Origin of the sequence: Pseudomonas sp. LAMO17WK12:I1 (genome assembly GCF_900177315.1) — a bacterium.
In the GTDB taxonomy this organism is placed as follows: domain Bacteria; phylum Pseudomonadota; class Gammaproteobacteria; order Pseudomonadales; family Pseudomonadaceae; genus Aquipseudomonas; species Aquipseudomonas marginalis.
Window position 1 is genome coordinate 1 of record NZ_FWZV01000002.1, and the last position, 17,698, is coordinate 17,698.

General features: G+C 61.4%; 13 protein-coding genes. 2 read left to right on the forward strand and 11 right to left on the reverse strand.

All coding sequences use genetic code 11. From position 1 onward, the window contains the following. On the reverse strand, positions 1-3,608 hold a 3,608-nt coding region (locus B9N88_RS02590; protein ID WP_371918174.1), incomplete at its 3' end, for a DUF6531 domain-containing protein. Positions 3,609-3,940: 332 nt separating this feature from the next. Here B9N88_RS02590 and B9N88_RS02595 point away from each other — a divergent pair. After that, on the forward strand, positions 3,941-5,026 hold the full coding sequence (locus B9N88_RS02595; protein WP_027603170.1) for a DUF1615 domain-containing protein: 1,086 nt from the start codon (positions 3,941-3,943) through the stop codon (positions 5,024-5,026). Here the strand turns inward: B9N88_RS02595 and B9N88_RS02600 are convergent, their stop codons facing one another. From B9N88_RS02600 to B9N88_RS02615, 4 genes are all read right to left on the reverse strand, one after another. Further along, the gene (locus tag B9N88_RS02600; RefSeq protein ID WP_027603171.1) at positions 5,027-5,821 is read right to left on the reverse strand and encodes a DUF4349 domain-containing protein; all 795 of its coding nucleotides are present in this window, start codon (positions 5,819-5,821) and stop codon (positions 5,027-5,029) included. It lies immediately after the preceding gene. A 376-nt stretch (positions 5,822-6,197) separates the two neighbouring features. Next, on the reverse strand, positions 6,198-7,379 hold the full coding sequence (locus B9N88_RS02605; protein ID WP_027603172.1) for an acetyl-CoA C-acetyltransferase: 1,182 nt from the start codon (positions 7,377-7,379) through the stop codon (positions 6,198-6,200). Positions 7,380-7,390: 11 nt separating this feature from the next. After that, positions 7,391-8,050 carry a CoA transferase subunit B gene (locus tag B9N88_RS02610; RefSeq protein ID WP_027603173.1) on the reverse strand — a complete coding sequence of 220 codons (660 nt, stop codon included), beginning with the start codon at positions 8,048-8,050 and terminating at the stop codon, positions 7,391-7,393. 34 nt (positions 8,051-8,084) lie between these two features. Then, positions 8,085-8,783 (reverse strand): CoA transferase subunit A, encoded by a 699-nt coding sequence (locus B9N88_RS02615; protein WP_027603174.1) that lies wholly within the window; start codon positions 8,781-8,783, stop codon positions 8,085-8,087. A 133-nt stretch (positions 8,784-8,916) separates the two neighbouring features. Here B9N88_RS02615 and B9N88_RS02620 point away from each other — a divergent pair, with 133 nt between their 5' ends. Beyond that, positions 8,917-9,822 carry a LysR family transcriptional regulator gene (locus B9N88_RS02620; RefSeq protein ID WP_027603175.1) on the forward strand — a complete coding sequence of 302 codons (906 nt, stop codon included), beginning with the start codon at positions 8,917-8,919 and terminating at the stop codon, positions 9,820-9,822. A gap of 62 nt (positions 9,823-9,884) precedes the next feature. Here the strand turns inward: B9N88_RS02620 and B9N88_RS02625 are convergent, their stop codons facing one another. From B9N88_RS02625 to B9N88_RS02650, 6 genes are all read right to left on the reverse strand, one after another. Then, complete coding sequence (locus tag B9N88_RS02625; RefSeq protein ID WP_016977362.1) at positions 9,885-10,214, reverse strand: hypothetical protein; 330 nt, start codon at positions 10,212-10,214, stop codon at positions 9,885-9,887. Between the two features lie 464 nt (positions 10,215-10,678). Next, positions 10,679-11,542 (reverse strand): NAD-dependent protein deacetylase, encoded by an 864-nt coding sequence (locus B9N88_RS02630; RefSeq protein WP_027603176.1) that lies wholly within the window; start codon positions 11,540-11,542, stop codon positions 10,679-10,681. Positions 11,543-11,550: 8 nt separating this feature from the next. Beyond that, positions 11,551-11,991, reverse strand: a complete 441-nt coding sequence (locus tag B9N88_RS02635) for a CBS domain-containing protein (protein WP_027603177.1) — start codon at positions 11,989-11,991, stop codon at positions 11,551-11,553. A 119-nt stretch (positions 11,992-12,110) separates the two neighbouring features. After that, positions 12,111-14,060 (reverse strand): DNA topoisomerase III, encoded by a 1,950-nt coding sequence (locus tag B9N88_RS02640; protein WP_043293257.1) that lies wholly within the window; start codon positions 14,058-14,060, stop codon positions 12,111-12,113. 229 nt (positions 14,061-14,289) lie between these two features. Then, positions 14,290-15,912: an MFS transporter gene (locus B9N88_RS02645; RefSeq protein WP_027603179.1), complete on the reverse strand. Its 1,623-nt coding sequence runs from the start codon at positions 15,910-15,912 to the stop codon at positions 14,290-14,292. Between the two features lie 65 nt (positions 15,913-15,977). Beyond that, the gene (locus tag B9N88_RS02650) at positions 15,978-17,624 is read right to left on the reverse strand and encodes a GMC family oxidoreductase (RefSeq protein ID WP_027603180.1); all 1,647 of its coding nucleotides are present in this window, start codon (positions 17,622-17,624) and stop codon (positions 15,978-15,980) included. Between the last annotated feature and the right edge of the window lie 74 nt (positions 17,625-17,698).

Genomic DNA, 17,698 nt, shown 5'->3' on the forward strand with positions numbered 1-17,698 from the left:
CGGTCGCCCTGGATCATCAGGCGGTTGCCGGCGACGATATCGGGGCCGGGGCGGTCTTGCATGAGCAGGTTGCCGGCCGGGGTGTGGCCGAAGCGTTCCTGCAGGTCTTGGGAGTGGTCGGCGCGGGTGAGGCGGCCTAACGGGTCGTAATGGTAGTGGTGTTCGCCTTTGCGCGTATCGAGCAGGCGGGTGAGGTTGCCGGTTTTGTCGTAGTCGTATTGGCGTTGGTAGAGGTGGTCTTGTTGCTGGGTGATTGCGTGGGCGTGCAGGCGGTGCTGGTCGTCGTAGTGGTAGTGGCTGAGGAGTTGGCCTTGTTGGCGTTGGTGTTCCTGGCCGGCCTTGAATAGGTGAGACGTCAGTAGCGTGCCATTTAACTCGACGGTGGCGAGGTGGCCGCCTTTGCTGTGGTTGAACACCAGGCGGTTGTTGTCCGGCAGGCGCAGGTGTTGAAGCTGGCCGCAGGCGTCGTAGCCATAGCGCGAGGTGCCCCAGCCCTGATGTTCGGCGGTGAGGCGGTTTTGGCGGTCGTATTCGTAGGCCAGCGCCCAGTGGCCGTCGTCGACGCTGAGGAGGTTGCCCTGGCGGTCGTAGGCGTAATCGACCTTGTTGCCATCAGGCAGGTTTTTTCGTACGAGGCGTCCGGCGTGGTCTCGCTCGTAACGGGTAACGAGCTGACTACCATCGTCACCGTGTTCGGTTTTTTCCTGCAGGTTGCCATTGAGGTCGTAGACGTAGGCCGTACGCTGCCCGTCAAACCCGGTTTCCTGCTGGATCAGGCCGTTGGGGTGATAAGCAAGTCGGTAGGTCTCGCCAACCTCGTTTTCGATCTCGGTCAGCAGTAATCGCGCATTGTCGTAGCGGTACTTGACCTGGCTACCGTCGGCGTTGATACGGCGGCTGATCAGGTGCAACCCGTCGGCGTATTCGTAGCGGGTGACGTGGCCCAGTTCGTCGCGTTCGGCGGTGATTTTTCCGTAGGGGTTGTAGCTGTATTCCCGACATGCACCGCCTGGTAATACGACGCGAACCAACCGGCCCACGCTGTCCCACTGATACTGGGTCAGCGCGCCATGCTCATCCTCGCGGGCCACCGGCCGGCCAAGATCGTCATAGCGATAACGCTTGATCCCGCCATTGGGCAACTGCTCCTCAATCAGTTGCCCCCGCTCATTCCACACCAGCCGCTGACAACTGTGGTCCGGGGACCAAACCCCAACCAGTTGCCCGTATTTGTCGTAGCTGTAGTCGGTGATATTGCCGTCGGGATCGGTCTTGCGGATGACATCGCCCTGGTCGTTACGCTCGTACTTCCAGACCGCCAGACCCCGCCTTACAACCCGTACGAAGCCATTGTCATGCTCGTAGGACGTCGGCTCATCATCCCCGGGAAACAACGCCACCAAGCGTCCGGCTTCGTCGTACTGATACGCCGTCACCGCCCCCAGCGGATCCTGCTCAACCGTCAGCCGGCCTTTGGCATCGTAGGATTTGAAATGCTGTGCACCGTCCGGATCAATCCGCTGCACCAGCCGCGCCCGGTCGTCATGGACGTACACTTCCTGACTGCCATCGGCGTTATGCAGCGTGACCCGGCCGTCGTCCCCCCAGGCATACCGCGTATCCATCTGGGAAAAACTGGCCCAATGCCGGACACATCGCGCCGCTTTGCCGGACCGTTCCCACGCCCAGAAGAAACTCGCCCCACCGGCCAAGCCCCGCTCAAGAATGACGTGCTGATCGTCGTAGCGATAAACCTCGCTTTCACCTACCGCATTGGTCGCCGAGACCAGTCGGCCAGCGTCGTCATAGGCGTAGGAAACGACGTTCTGCTCCGTCACCCATTCGTAAGGCTCATACCCCTTGGCCCGCTGCACCTGGTAGTCCACCGCGACGATGCGTGCCGACGCATAGCGCAGGAACAGCGCACACCCCGCACCGTTATCCAGCCGCTCAATCCGCCCCAGAAAATCCCGAGAAATCCGCAGCCGGTTGTCGTACGCATCACTGATCGAGACCAGCACACCGTCGCGAAAGTGATAAAACCGCGACGCCTGGGCCAGCACCAGTTCATCCGGCGACGCGCCCAAATAGATCGCGGCTTCGGCCAAACTATTGGTGATGGCGGGTCGAGCAACAGTCGGCAGTGGAAACCCAATCGAGCGGTTCTCATGGTCCGTCCACACCACCGAATCGCCCGACACCGCAAGCCGATGCGCCAGCGAATGACTCCAGCCAAACCCCAACCCGCCATCCACTTCCACCGCACTGGTGCGGTACAACCGTGTCCACTCGAACGGCAAGATTCCATCCAACGTGCCGTCGGTGAGGGTGAGCAATTCCTCCCCGGTAACCATCGACACCGGGCAGCCGTTGGTGACGGTCTTATCCGAAGGGGCCGCCGCATCCCCATTCGGGTTTTTCCCTGAAACCGGCACATCATCGACAGGCTCCTGGCGGACCAACACCGTCTGCTGAGTCTTCCTGCGAGCCGCCGGCACCGGGTTCGAAACCACATGCTCCCCAACCTTCAACGGCGCAACCGGCACAGTCTTGATCGCTGTCGCCGGGCCACCGAGCAGCAAAGGTTTCACCGCTTCGACATGCGGCGCCAACCCCGGCTCTACAAGCTGCCTGGCCAGCAACTCCAACAACTCCCGCGCGCGCTTGGATTTGATAGCGCTCAGCACTTGAGCCCCCAGCCGCGCCACCACCCCCATCGCACCCAATACACGAATCAACAGCAGATTGATCAGGACCTCGCCAGTGATCTCACCCCACAGTTCATTCATCTGCGGCGGTGGCAGAAGGCGCATCCAACTGACCATCGCCGACAGGTAGATAAACAACAGCGGCTCATCGCTGAGCACCAGCAAACCGTTGGCAATCGTGTCGTTGCCGAGCTTCAGCAGTTCATCGAGTTCGGCCTGGGAGAGGTAGGCCAACAGCTTTTCGCTGTTGGGCTTGAGGTCCGCCAGCAGGTCAGACAACTGCGTAACGTTGTCCCACACATTGAAGAGGGCTTTTCCAAGGCCGCTGAAAAACGCTGCTTCCAGCATTCGGCGCCGATCGAGGGGCTTGGCTTCGGCATAGTCTTTCCACTCATCCTGGAAAGTGCGGGCCCACTCTTCACGCAGGCGAGCCTCCAACCCCGCGATCACCGACTGATAAGACCCATACAGCGCCTTGACGTGATCCCTGGAAACGTTGGGGTAGAAACTGATTCGGTACGGCTGGTTGCGATCACACTCGGTGATTTCGAGAAGGCCGCTGGGGCCGATGGTCTTGTGGATCGGCTCGCCCAATGGGCCGCCATTGGGATCGACGCGCTGCAGCATCACCGGCGTGTCGCCGATGGGCACGAAGCGCGTGCTTTGGAACATATGCACCAGCGTCAGGGTGCCATTGGCCGGGCACGTGGCGACGGTGCTGCTGGGGATGATTGAGCGATTGATCGGCGCGACCAGCGCCACCTCATCGCCGACCTTGAAGACCTGCTCGACCTCCAGCGCCGAGAAGCGCCAGAAGCTTTGCGCCCAGTCATCGAACGTATTCAGGCATTCGCGAAAGTCACGGAAGACGCTTTCAACGTCGACCGTCTTCACATCCATCGGGGTCAGGGCCAGCCTGCCAATGGCCGGGTTCAAGAGGCCGCCCCTTCAACCAGGGCTTTAACGAAAACAACCATCTGCAATCCCTCGCACTGTGTATTCAGGCGAGGGACTTTGCAGCGGTTTTCAGGCAGGGGCTGTAGAGCTTATCTTGCCGTTACGTGGGAGCTTTCAGCGGCTATCGTCCCTTTTTGGCGACGTATCAAAAAGCCTTCAGCGCTGCGCGAACGCCAGGTTCAACCCTGGCTGGCGAGAAGGTGAGTTGGCGAACCCGCGTTAGACTTACTGGTCCATATCCGCAACGCCTGGCCCATCGTCCTCAAGGAAGCCCCATGTCCCCACGCTGCCTGATCCTCTGCCTCACCTCATTGGTGGTGCTGGCCGGCTGTTCCACGTCACGCGGTCCGCAGCAACCAGCGCGCAGCGAAGCCGAGGTGAAGGCCGAGATCGTGCGTTTGCTCCCGGCGAAGGTTCCAGACCGCAACGGCTGGGCCCAGGACATCTACACCGCCTTTGACACTCAAAAGATCTACCCCAGTACCGAGAATATCTGTGCCGTATTGGCGGTGACCGAGCAGGAATCCACCTATCAGGTCGACCCGCCCGTGCCCAACATGGGCAAGATCGCCCAGGATGAAATCCTGCGCCGTGCCGCCAAGGTGCATGTGCCCGCTTTTGTGGTGCGCAGCGCCCTGCAGCTGCGCTCGCCCACCGGCAAGTCCTATGCCGACCGTTTGAGTGCCGCGCGCACGGAGAAGGACCTGAGTGGCATCTTCGATGACTTCATCAGCGTGGTGCCCCTGGGCAACACCCTGTTTGGCGGTTTCAATCCGGTGCACACCGCCGGTCCCATGCAGGTCAGTATCGACTTCGCCCAGAAACAGGCGCGGGGTTATCCCTACACGGTGGATGGCACGATTCGTCGGGAAGTCTTCACCCGGCGCGGCGGCATGTACTTCGGTATCGCCCATTTGCTCGGCTATCCGGTGAGCTATGACCAGCCGTTGTATCGCTTTGCCGACTTCAATGCGGGGTGGTACGCCAGCCGTAATGCGGCGTTCCAGGCGGCGGTCAGCCGCGCGTCGGGCACTGAGTTGGCGCTGGACGGGGATTTGATTCGCTACGGCTCATTGCTGCCCGGCACCACCGAACTGGCGGTGCGCTCATTGGGCGCGAAGCTGGACATGCGCAACCCCAGCATTCGCAGCCAGCTGGAACAGGGCGAACAGCTGGATTTTGAAGACACCACCCTCTACAAGCGCGTGTTTGCCCTGGCCGACCAGGCCGCCGGCAAGCCGATGCCCCGTGCGATCCTGCCGGGCATCGTGCTCAAAAGCCCGAAGATCACCCGCAACCTGACCACGGCATGGTTTGCCAAGCGCGTGGATGAGCGATACCAGCGCTGCATGAAGCGCTGATCAGCTGCGGCGCCGGACAAATGTGCGCCACAGCCACACCCACAACCACACCACCGGAAACGCCAGGATCACGAACGGCAGCACATAGCTGGCGCGTTCCAGGGCGTCTGCGGTGCCGTCCACCAGGTTGGTCCCCAGGTTGCTGAACATCCGGCTGAAGCGTGACGGTTGGTTGGCGCCGTCGGCAGAGCGGAAGTTGAGGGTGACGCGGTTGGTATCCAGGCGACGCTGCTGGCCGGCGGCGACCTGGGCGAGTTCCTGCAGTTCGTTTTCAATGCCTGCCTGCTCCTTGCTCAAGGCAATCAGGTCGCTGACGCTGATATCCTTGCGCTTGGCCAGTTCATCGAGGCGCTGTTGCTGGGCTTGCAGGCGATCCTGGCGGCGACGTACATCGGCGACCGCGTCGGCCAGGTCTTCGGCGGTGGTGATGCGCTGGCCGAGTTTGCCGCCTTCAGCGGCCATGGCGACCATCGGTTCGACCCCGGTGGGCGCGATCCGCAGGATGATCTCGCCGCCGTTGCTGTCTTCGGTGATGCCAAGGATATTGCACGCGCCAAACCGCGCCGACTCACAGGCCTCGCGGGTGGCCTGCATGCGCGGCGCGAGCAGGGCGCCGGGCAGGGCCAGGGTCAGTTCGTGCTCATAGGCCAGTTGCGCACCGGCCCGGCCTTGTTCGCCATTGATCACCGTGGCGCGGGAGTGGTCCTTGGGTGAACAGCCGACCAGGGCCAGGCCGGCCAACAGGATCAACAGGGGCGCGCGAAGCGATTGAAGGGTGCCGTCCGGATGGCGCATTGCGGTTCCTTGAGGTGTGCGGGGCATTGGCGGCGATTAAAGCGGGTCCGGCGAATTAACGCAAAGTATCCTGCAGGATTTGCAGGGCTGATGGTGGTCGCGGAGTGGATTACCGTGCGCCTAAAGAAGAACGCGGTGTATCAGACACTCTGTAGAGGCTGGTTTTGGGGCTGCTTCGCAGCCCAACGCGGGACAAGCCCGCTCGCCACAACAGCGCTTTCTGCCGGGGGAGGCAGCGTTTAGACAAAGTTGTGTAGATACCTATGCTCATCGGGGGCAAGCCCCCACACATTTGGACTGTGTTTGTTCAGGGAAACCGCATAAAGAAAAGGCCTGGCTTTTCGTGGAGCCGGGCCTTTTCCGTGTTGCTCGTTTATCAGCTGCGCTCGAGGGCCAGGGCTACGCCTTGGCCGCCACCGATGCACAGGGTCGCCAGGCCTTTCCTGGCATCGCGCCTGATCATTTCATGCAGCAGGGTGACCAGCACGCGGCAGCCTGACGCGCCGATGGGGTGGCCGATGGCGATGGCGCCGCCGTTGACGTTGACCTTGTCCGCATCCCACTCCAGCTCTTTGCCTACCGCCAGGGATTGCGCGGCAAAGGCTTCGTTGGCTTCGATCAGGTCCAGGTCGCCCAGGCTCCAACCGGCTTTGTCCAGGCAGCGGCGGGTGGCCGAGACCGGGCCGATGCCCATGATTGCTGGATCCACGCCCGCGTTGGCGTAGCTGGCGATACGGGCCAATACCGGCAAGCCGAGGGCCTTGGCCTTGTCGGCACTCATCAGCAGCACCGCAGCGGCGCCGTCATTCAGGCTGGAAGCATTACCGGCGGTGACGCTGCCGTCTTTCTTGAACGCCGGCTTGAGCTTGGCCAGGGATTCGGCGGTGGTGCCGGCGCGAGGTTGCTCATCGACGGCGAAGGCAATCGGGTCGCCCTTGCGCTGGGGAATCAGGATCGGCGTGATCTCATCGACAAAACGCCCGGCCTCGATGGCGGCGGTGGCTTTCTGCTGGGAGGCGGCGGCGAAAGCATCCTGGGCTTCACGGCTGATACCGTATTTGTCCACGAGGTTCTCGGCGGTGATGCCCATGTGATAGTCGTTGAACGCATCCCACAGGCCGTCGGTGATCATGCTGTCGATCATCTTGGCGTGGCCCATGCGCAAGCCCGTGCGCGCAGCAGGCAGTACGTAGGGTGCCAGGCTCATGTTCTCCATGCCGCCAGCGATGATGACCTCGGCGTCACCGCAACGGATGGCCTGGGCGCCCAGGTGCAGGGCTTTCAGGCCCGAGCCGCAGACTTTGTTCAGGGTCAGGCTCGGCACGGCGTGGGGCAGGCCGGCGAGGATCGAGGCCTGGCGTGCGGGGTTCTGGCCGGAACCCGCGGTGAGTACCTGGCCGAGGATGACTTCATCCACTTCGGCCGGGTCCAGGCCGGTCTGCTCCAGCAGGCGACGGATCACGGCGGCGCCCAGCTCCGGTGCCGGAATGGTGGCCAGTGAACCTTGAAAGCTGCCCACGGCGGTGCGGGTGGCAGCAACAATCACGACGTCTTGCATGGAATCTGTCCTCACTGGAAGTGCATTTCTGGAACGTGGTCCGGGACGATCAGTTTACCGGCGGTCTTGCTCACAATCTCTTCAACGCTGACGCCAGGTGCGCGTTCCTTGAGGACAAAAGCGCCATTTTCGATTTCCAGGTACGCCAGGTCCGTCAGTACGCGCTTGATGCAATTGGCGCCGGTCAGCGGCAGGCTGCATTGGCTGAGCAACTTGGACTCACCGTCCTTGGAGGCGTGGGTCATGATCACGATGATGTTTTCTGCACCGGCCACCAGGTCCATGGCGCCGCCCATGCCTTTGACCAGTTTGCCGGGGATCATCCACGAGGCGATGTTGCCGTGTACGTCCACTTCAAAGGCGCCGAGCACGGTGAGGTCGACGTGGCCGCCGCGAATCATCGCGAAGGATTCGGCGGAGGAGAAGATCGAGGCGCCGATGCGCGCCGTCACAGTCTGTTTGCCGGCGTTGATCATGTCGGCATCGATGGTGTCTTCGGTAGGAAACGGACCCATGCCGAGCAGGCCGTTTTCCGACTGCAGCATGACTTCCATGCCTTCGGGGATGTAGTTGGCCACCAGGGTCGGAATGCCGATGCCCAGGTTGACGTAGAAACCGTCCTGCATTTCGCGGGCGACGCGTTGAGCCATTTGTTCGCGGGTAAGAGCCATTTTATGAGTCCTTATTGTTCGGGCTGGAGGCGGATTATTTGCGCACGGTGCGCTGTTCGATGCGCTTCTCGAACGTGCCGCAGATGATCCGGTCGACGTAGATGCCAGGGGTGTGGATCTGCGCCGGGTCCAGCTCGCCCGGTTCGACGATTTCCTCGACCTCGACCACGGTGATCCTGCCGGCGGTGGCGGCCAGCGGGTTGAAGTTCTGGGCGGTGTGGCGATAGATGACGTTGCCGAAGTGGTCGGCTTTCCAACCTTTGACGATGGCGAAGTCGCCGGTGATGGATTCTTCCATCAGGTACGGGCGACCGTTGAATTCGCGGGTTTCCTTGCCTTCGGCCACCGGAGTACCGACGCCGGTGGCGGTGAAGAAGGCGGGGATACCGGCGCCGCCTGCGCGCATTTTTTCCGCCAGGGTGCCTTGGGGGGTGAGGACCACTTCGATTTCGCCGCTGAGCAACTGCTTCTCGAACAGGGCGTTTTCACCGACGTAGGAAGCGATCACCTTGCTGATCTGCTTTTCTTCCAGCAGCACGCCCAGGCCAAAGCCGTCGACGCCGCAGTTATTGGAAACCACGGTGAGGTCACGGGTGCCTTTGCGCTTGATCTCATTGATGAGGTTTTCCGGAATGCCGCACAGGCCGAAACCACCGGAGAGCACGGTCATGCCGTCTTCCAGGCCTGCCAGTGCTTCCTCGTAGGACGCCACGCGTTTATCGAAACCTGCCATATGCACCTCTTTTATTGTTTGTGGGCCAGCCAATGAATCGAGTGTTGCGCCGACGGATTGATTTGTTAAGTTGTTTTTTAAGGTTGATTGATTTAGAAAACAGCATAGTCAACCCGCCGCCCGGAGTAGCGCCATGACCGTTAAACAGATGCGTGCCTTTCTGGCCGTGGCCCAAAGCCTGAGTTTTGCCGCCGCCTGCGAGCGCCTGCACCTCTCTCAATCGGCGTTGAGCCTGACCATCAAAGGCTTGGAGGAAGGGTTGGGCGGGCGCTTGTTCAGCCGCAATACGCGCAACGTGGCGCTCACGCCCGAGGGCGAATCCCTGCTGCCCCTGGCCCGTCGGCTGATGGCCGATTGGGACAATGCCGAGGACGAGCTGCGTCAGCTGTTCACCCTGCAACGCGGGCGGGTGACCGTGGCGGCGATGCCGTCGTTTGCCGGCAACCTGCTGCCGCCGATCCTGAAGATATTCCGCGCACGTTACCCCCAGGTGAACGTGACGGTGCATGACTTGATCAACGAGCAAGTGCTGGAGATGGTTCGCGACCGCCATGTGGAACTGGGCGTCGCGTTTGAACCCTCGGAAGGCTCGTCGCTGGCCTTTACGCCGTTGTACCTGGACCGCTTCATTGCGGTGGTGCCCGGTGATTCACTGCTGGCACAGTGTGCCGAGGTCGACTGGAAAACCTTGCTGGAGCACCCGTTCATTACGTTGCAGCGGCCTTCCACGGTGCGGGTGATGCTGGAGGAGCACCTGGGGGCCTTGAAGATGAAGCTGCCGGTGGCCTTGGAGAGCCATCAATTGGCAACCGTGGGCAAGATGGTCGCCAGCGGCCTGGGTGTCAGCGCCGTACCGGCCTTGTGTGCGCAGCAGATGCAGGAGGCGGGGGCGCATTGCATCACCTTGACCGATCCGGTGATCGAGCGGCCGATTGGTGTGCTGACCAAGCCTGGGCATGAACTGTCAGCGGCGGCGCAGGTGTTGTTTGATATTTTTCGGGATGAGGCGGGGAAGGGCAGGTTTCCGGCGGTGTTATAAAACAGGTATTAAAAAGCCCGCTCGAATAGACCAGCGGGCTTAAATTTAAAGGTGCACTGTTATCAGCAGTATCTATCAATCACTTTAACGTGCGATTGGCCTTTGAGGTTCTGCCATTCGGTATTAAGTGTGTGGAATACTTGCTCGATAAAGTTGCGATCGGCCGCGGCCTTCTTGCCGACATAACCCTGGCCACGGCGGTACATCTTCAGGCGCGCCGCCAGTTCACGGTTATTGCGGTCGAACTCGGCTTCTTCAGTGTGGGGCGCCAGGCAGTCGATTTGCACTTCGCCCGATTTGCCAATCCACAGGATATGGTCGTCGAGTGTGTCTTTCTGCGCTGCGAACATCTCAGCCAATTCATCGATAGTTGGTTGGTTGTTCAGATTCATGTGTAAGCCCCTTGACCAGTTGGCGATCTATCAGTTGATTCCGTTAAAACTGCCTAGTTGTCTCCGGCTTGGAAAACCGGGCGTCAGTGACGGTCTGCCGAATACGGGCAGGGTCTTGAACCTGATGCATGTAGTCTTGCTGATGAACTGCTACGCAATGGTTTCATAACGAAGACAAGCCGCATTTGAGCGCCTTGTACCGATCCTTTCGGGTCGGTCAGCTTCATCAATCTGCCTTGTGGGCAGTGCACATCCGGAAAAAACAGCTCGGCGGTCAGACGAGCTTGTTCAAAACGCTTGTTACCAACGCTCCCGATCCGGGAGACGTCTAGATCATGCAAGGACAAAAAGGTTACGTCAACGCTTATGTAGTGATTATTTTTGATCACTACATAATTCGTCGTGGCTATGGGGAGATACGGCAAATGCGTGACTCGAGCGTCATTTTTTGCGCTGGACGGTCGCTATGGCTGAGGAGGGGTTGACTGCAGGCGGTCTGCCAACAAGGGCAGAAGCTGTTCGCACGAGGTTTCGATCTTTACCTGCAACAACTCATCACCCCGGGTCTTGCCCAGGTTGATGGCGATCACCGGCTTGCCCTGTTCGACCATTGCCTTGCACAGGCGAAATGCGGAGTAAGCCATCAGCGATGAACCTACCACCAGCAGCCCCTCGGCATGCGCTACCGCCGCCATCGCCCTGGCCGCCGTCGCCGGTGCGACGTTCTCGCCAAAAAACACCACGTCCGGTTTCAGTCGCTCACCCTGGCAATGGGGGCAGCGGGGGACCTGGAAGCGCTCTTCAAACGCGGGGTCGAGCAAGGTGTCACCATCAGGCGCCTGTACCGCATGGACTTGCGCCAGGTACGGGTTATCGATTTCCATCTGGCGCTGGATCAGGTCGCGCGTGCTGTGCAACTGGCAATCCAGGCACAGCACCCGGTGCAGGCTGCCGTGCAATTCGATCACGTCATGGCTGCCGGCCTGGTCATGCAAGGTGTCGACGTTTTGCGTGATCAGGCCGCTGATGTGCTGGCGTTGTTGCAAGGTCGCCAGTGCCCGGTGAGCGTTGTTCGGCTGGGCGATACGTACCCTCGGCCACCCCAGCATCGCCCGTGCCCAATAGCGCCGCCGCGCCTGGGCAGTGGCGAGGAACTCCTGGTACATCATCGGCGCCTTGCCCCGGCGCACGCCTTCGCTGTCGCGGTAGTCGGGGATTCCCGAGGACGTGCTGATGCCCGCACCGGTCAATACCAGGAAGCGCCGTTCGGACATGGCGCGGTGCAGGGTGTCGAGGTGGTCCTGTTGATGTTCCAGGGTGTCGAGCATGGGGGCCCCTATTCGCCGCGGATGTACTGCTCCAACTGCTTGATCAGGTCTGCCTGTTCGGCGATGGCTTCCTTGACCAGGTCACCGATGGAGAGCAGGCCCAGCAGTTTGCCGTCTTCGACCACCGGCAGGTGGCGCAGGTGACTGTCGGTCATGATGTTCATGCACGCTTCGACACTTTTATGGGTATCGACGGTTATCACCGGCGAGCTCATGACCTCATGGACCTTTGTAGTGACCGACGACAGGCCCTTGAGCATGATTTTGCGTGCGTAATCGCGTTCGCTGATGATCCCTACCACCGTGCCTTCCTTGACCACCGGCAAGGCGCCGACGTTTTTCTCCGACATCCGCACCAGCGCCTCAAACACAGTGTGGTCCCATTGGATGGTGTGGACGTCCTGGTTTTTCTGGTCCTTGGCTTTGAGCAATTGTGCGACGGTTTTCATGGCGGCCACTCCGGTGTTGTTGTTATCCCCTACAGAATCCTAGACGGCCCGCGTCGGGGCAAGGTCCAATGCGGCGTTAAACCCGTCGAAAAACGTCATTCGCCGGTTTTTTTCGCCTTTCACCCGGTTTTTTTCGGTTTCCTGGCGCGCTCTGGGCCAGTGGCGGTCTTGCGAGGGGCCGCCTTGCGCTTCTTTTTCCACGGCGCAGCACCTCGGCCCGGCGGGCTGGCCGGCCCGGTGATGGTCATGCGCATGCCGTTGCAACGCGCCACTTGCTTGCTCATCCACGCCGCTTGCTTGGCGACGAATTCTTCCAGGCTCATCTCACCGCTTTGCACCATGTCCAGCGCCTGCTCCCAGATCGCGGTGGTGCCAGGGTCGGCAATGGCGCGGGGTACCGCGTCGATGAGGCTGAAGGCTGCCGGGGTGGCCGACAGCGCCTTGCCGTTCTTCACCAGGTAACCGCGGTCGAGCAACCCCTGGATAATCCCCGCACGGGTGGCTTCGGTGCCGATGCCGGTGGTGTCCTTGAGCTTTTGCTTGAGCAGCGGGTCTTCCACCAGCTTGGCGACGTTTTTCATCGCCTTGATCAGGTCACCTTCGGTAAAGGGCTTGGGTGGTTGGGTCCACAGGTCCTTGAGGTTGACCTTGGCCACCGCGTAATCCTGGCCCTGCACCAGTGTCGGCAAGGCCTGGGGTGCCGGTGCTTCACGGCCCTTCGCCGGAGCCAGGGCTTCGGGCAAGGCACGTTTCCAGCCTGGTTCGATCACCACTTTGCCCACCGCACGCAACGCCTGGCCCGCACAGTCGAAATCCGCCTGGGTGCGATCGTATTCATGGTTGGGCAGGAACTGCGCCAGGTAACGCGCGCGAATCAAGGTGTAGACCGCACGGTGCTTGCCGTTGAGTTGGCCGACGTCCTTGCCGGCGCCGGTGGGAATGATGCCGTGGTGCGCGCTGACCTTGGCATCGTTCCAGGCCCGTGAGCGGCGTTGGGGATCGATATGCGGCATCAGCTCATGGACTGCCGCATCCCCACGGCCCAATGCGGCGAGAATCTTCGGCGCCTCGCTGTGCTGGCTCAATGGCAGGTAACCACAGTCACTGCGGGGGTAGGTGATGACCTTGTGGGTTTCGTAGAGGGATTGGGCGATATCCAGGGTTTCCTGGGCGCCGAGGCCGAGTTTCTTCGAGCAGATCTCCTGCAGGGTGCCGAGGTCGAAGGGCAGGGGGGCCACCTCGCGCATGCGTTCGGTGCGCAGCTTGATCAGGCGTGCGCCGGCGGCGTTGGTCATGGCGTCGGCAGCGTCCCGGGCCAGCTGCGGGTCAAGGCAGCGGCCCTGGTCGTCACAGGCATCTTCAGTCGCGCGCCATTGTGCGGTAAACGTCATGGATTGGTGGCGCAGGTCCACATCAATGGCCCAGTACGCCACGGGCACGAAGTCGGCGATGCTGCGGTCGCGGTCCACCACCAGGCGCAAGGTCGGTGTTTGCACCCGGCCCACCGGCAGCACGCCCTGATAGCCGGATTGACGCCCCAGCAGGGTAAACAGGCGACTCATGTTCATGCCGATCAGCCAGTCGGCGCGGGAGCGGCCCAGGGCCGAGTGGTACAGGCTGAAGGTTTCGGCGCCGGGCTTGAGCGCCGCCAGGGCCTTGCGGATGGAGGCATCGTCCAGCGCCGACAGCCACAGCCGCTGGATCGGCCCGCGATAGCGGCAATGCTCGACCAGTTCGCGGGCGATCATCTCGCCTTCACGGTCGGCGTCGGTGGCGATCACCAGTTCCTGGGCTTCCCCCAGCAGGCGCTTGACGGCCTTGAACTGGCTGGCGGTCTTGGGCTTGACCAGCATCTTCCATTTTTCCGGGACGATCGGCAGGTCGGCCAGCACCCAGCGTTTGTATTTGGCGTCGTAGGCGTCGGGTGGGGCGGTTTCCAGCAGGTGGCCGATGCACCAGGTGACGGTGACCCCATTGCCCAACCAGCAACCGTCGCCACGGCGACCGGCGCCGAGCACGGCCGCAATGTCCTTGGCCTGGGAGGGTTTTTCACAGAGGTACAGCCGCATGGTCATCACATCAGATCGGGTTGATGCTTTGCAGGATGCTCAGTCAGAGGAATTTGAGCAACTATTATCTGTATGGATGTACAGCAATTCGTGTAAGCGTTGCGGAAATAAATGTGGGAGGGGGCTTGCTCCCGATAGCGCCATATCAGTCAACGCAACTGTGACTGAACCACCGCTATCGGCAGCAAGCCCCCTCCCACAAGGGATCTCCTGTGTTCAGGCGATCGGTTTAATTGTTGTCGAGATCCACATGCCGCGTTTCTTTAAGGCAAAACAATCCGACAATCAGGCTCACCCCCGTCACCACCACCGGGTACCACAAGCCATAGAAGATATCCCCGGTGTACACCACCAGCGCAAACGACACGGTTGGCAGGAACCCGCCAAACCAGCCGTTACCGATGTGGTAGGGCAGGGACATCGAGGTGTAGCGAATACGCGTTGGAAACAGTTCCACCATCAGCGCCGCCAGCGGGCCGTAGCACATGGCGGCGATCAGGATCAGCACCACGATCAGCACCACCACCATGACCTTGTTGACCTGGGCCACATCCGCAGAAGTCGGGTAGCCGGCCAGGGCCACTGCACCGCGCAGCGCTGCCTCGTCGAAGCCGTCGATGCGCACTTCACCCACGCTGACCTGCACCGGGCTGCCAGCTGGGGCGGCGGCACTGCTGTAGGGCAGGCCTTGCTTGACCAGGAAGGTCTTGACCTTGTCGCACGGGCTGTCAAATTTTGCCTTGCCTACCGGATCGAACTGGAAAGTACAGGTGGCCGGGTCGGCCAGCACGGTGATCGGTGCCTGGCGGCTGGCCTGGTCCATCGCCGGGTTGGTGTAGTGTGCCAGGCCTTTGAAGATCGGGAAGTACAGCGCAGTGGCCAGCAGCAAGCCAAGCATCAGCACCGGCTTGCGACCCACCTTGTCGGACAGCCAGCCAAAGAAGATAAAGAACGGCGCGCCGATCACCACGCTGATAATCAGCAGCATGTTGGCCAGGGCAGGGTCCATCCGCAGGAACTGCGTGAGGAAGAACAACACGTAAAACTGCGCCGCGTAGAAGGTCACCGCCTGGCCGCCGTTGATGCTGAACAAGGCGATCAACACGACCTTGAGGTTTTCCCACTTGCCGAAGGATTCACGGATGGGCGCCTTGCTGGCCTTGCCTTCCTCTTTCATCTTCAGGAACGCCGGCGATTCATGCAGGCTCATGCGGATCCACGTCGAGATGCCCAGCAGCACGATGGAGAACAGGAACGGTATACGCCAGCCCCAGACTTCGAACTGATCGCCGGTGAAGTACCGGCATGCCAGCACCACCAGCAACGACAGCAGCAAACCGAGGGTCGCGGTGGATTGAATCCAGCTGGTGTTGAGGCCGCGTTTGCCGGCCGGCGCATGCTCGGCCACATAGGTGGCCGCACCGCCGTACTCGCCGCCCAATGCCAGGCCTTGCAGCATGCGCAGCACGATCAGGATGATCGGCGCCGCGATGCCGATGCTGGCGTAGGTTGGCAGCAGGCCGACGCAGAAGGTCGCCACGCCCATCAGGATGATGGTCACCAGGAACGTGTACTTGCGCCCGATCATGTCGCCCAGGCGGCCGAACACCAGCGCGCCGAACGGGCGCACCACAAAGCCGGCCGCGAAGGCCATCAAGGCAAAGATAAACGCCGTGGTGTCGTTGACCCCGGCAAAGAACTGCTTGCTGATTACCGCCGCCAGGGCGCCGTAGAGGAAAAAGTCATACCACTCGAACACCGTCCCTAGGGACGAGGCGAAGATGACTTTTCTTGATTCGTTACCGGTGCTCGCGTTGGTGGCCGAGCCCAGGGTTTGAGCATGTTCTGACATCGGGAAGCCCTCACAGTGATTATTTATTGTTGTTCCACTGTCGGCGCCAGGTTTGGCGCCGCTATTCAGATTGCATGAACCAGTTCTTTCTCCGGGGCGAGACTCCTTGTGTTCGGCGAAAGGATCAGCTGCGCGGCTTTTTCCGCGATCATCAGCGTCGGTGAACAGGTATTGCCGGAGGTAATGCGCGGCATGACCGAGGCATCGGCGATACGCAGGCCGGGCACGCCATGCACGCGCAACTGGGCGTCGACCACCGCGTCTTTATCGCTGCCCATGCGACAGGTGCCGACCGGATGGAAGATCGTCGTGCCGATACGCGCGGCGGCTTCGTGCAGTTGTTCTTCGGTTTGCAGCGAATCACCCGGCAGGTATTCCACCGGCTTGAACTGGCTCAGGGCCGGTGCGGCGACGATGCGTCGGGTCAGGCGAATCGCGTCGGCGGCCACCCGCAGGTCCTCCGGGTGGCTGAGGTAGTTGGGGCGGATCAGCGGCGCATCCGCCGGGTTGGCCGAGCGGATATCGATGCGGCCACGGCTTTGCGGGCGCAGGTCGCAGACCGAGGCGGTAAACGCCGGGAACCCATGCAGCGGTTCGCCAAAGCGCTCCAGGGACAGCGGCTGTACATGGTATTCAAGGTTGGCCGAGGTCTGTTCCGGGCCCGAGCGGGCAAACGCGCCGAGCTGGCTGGGCGCCATCGACAGCGGTCCGCTGCGGTCGTACAGGTAGCGCAGGCCCATGCCCATCTTGCCCCATACGGTACCGGCGATCTGGTTCAGGGTGCGGGCGTTTTCCAGCTTGTAGATCAGCCGCAATTGCAGATGATCCTGCAAGTTGCCGCCGACCCCTGGCAGTTCATGCAGCACATCGATGCCCAACGGCTTGAGCACGCTGGACGGGCCGATGCCCGAGCGTTGCAGGATGCCCGGCGAGCCCACGGAGCCGGCGCACAGCACGATTTCCTTGCGCGCCTTCCAGCTCACTGGCTGGCCGTTTTGACGCCCGATCACGGCCGAGGCGCGGCCGTTTTCCAGGACCACGCGGTCTACCTCGACCTCGGTCAGCACGGTGAGATTGGGACGCTGGCGAATCGGCTTGAGAAACGCCTTGGCCGCGTTCCAGCGCACCCCGGCCTTCTGGTTGACCTGGAAGTAGCCGCAGCCTTCGTTATCGCCTTGATTGAAGTCGCTGATACTGGAGATGCCGCTTTGCGCTGCCGCCTCACGAAACGCATCGAGGATCGGCCAGGACAGCCGTTGCTGCTCAACCCGCCATTCGCCGCCATCGCTGTGGAATTCCGAGCTGCCGGCAAAGTGGTTTTCGCTCTGCTTGAACAGCGGCAGCACGTCTTTCCAGGCCCAGCCATCGTTGCCTGCCGCCGCCCAGCCATCGTAATCCTGGGCCTGGCCGCGCATGTAGATCATGCCGTTGATGGACGAGCAGCCGCCGAGCACCTTGCCCCGTGGGTAGCTCAGCGCACGGCCTTGCAGGCCTTCCTGGGCTTCGGTCTTGAAGCACCAGTCGGTGCGCGGGTTGCCGATGCAGAACAGGTAGCCGACGGGGATATGGATCCAGGGATAGTTGTCGCGGCCACCGGCTTCAAGCAGCAGCACGCGGTGGGCGGGGTTGGCGGACAGTCGATTGGCGAGCAGGCAGCCTGCGGGGCCGGCGCCTACTACCACATAATCGTATTCAGCAGCTGCAATGGGCATCTGAGGTCTCGCTTGTTTTTCTTATTGGCTCCATCCTAGTTGTTAGTTTTCGTCTTAAAAATGTTAGTTTTTAC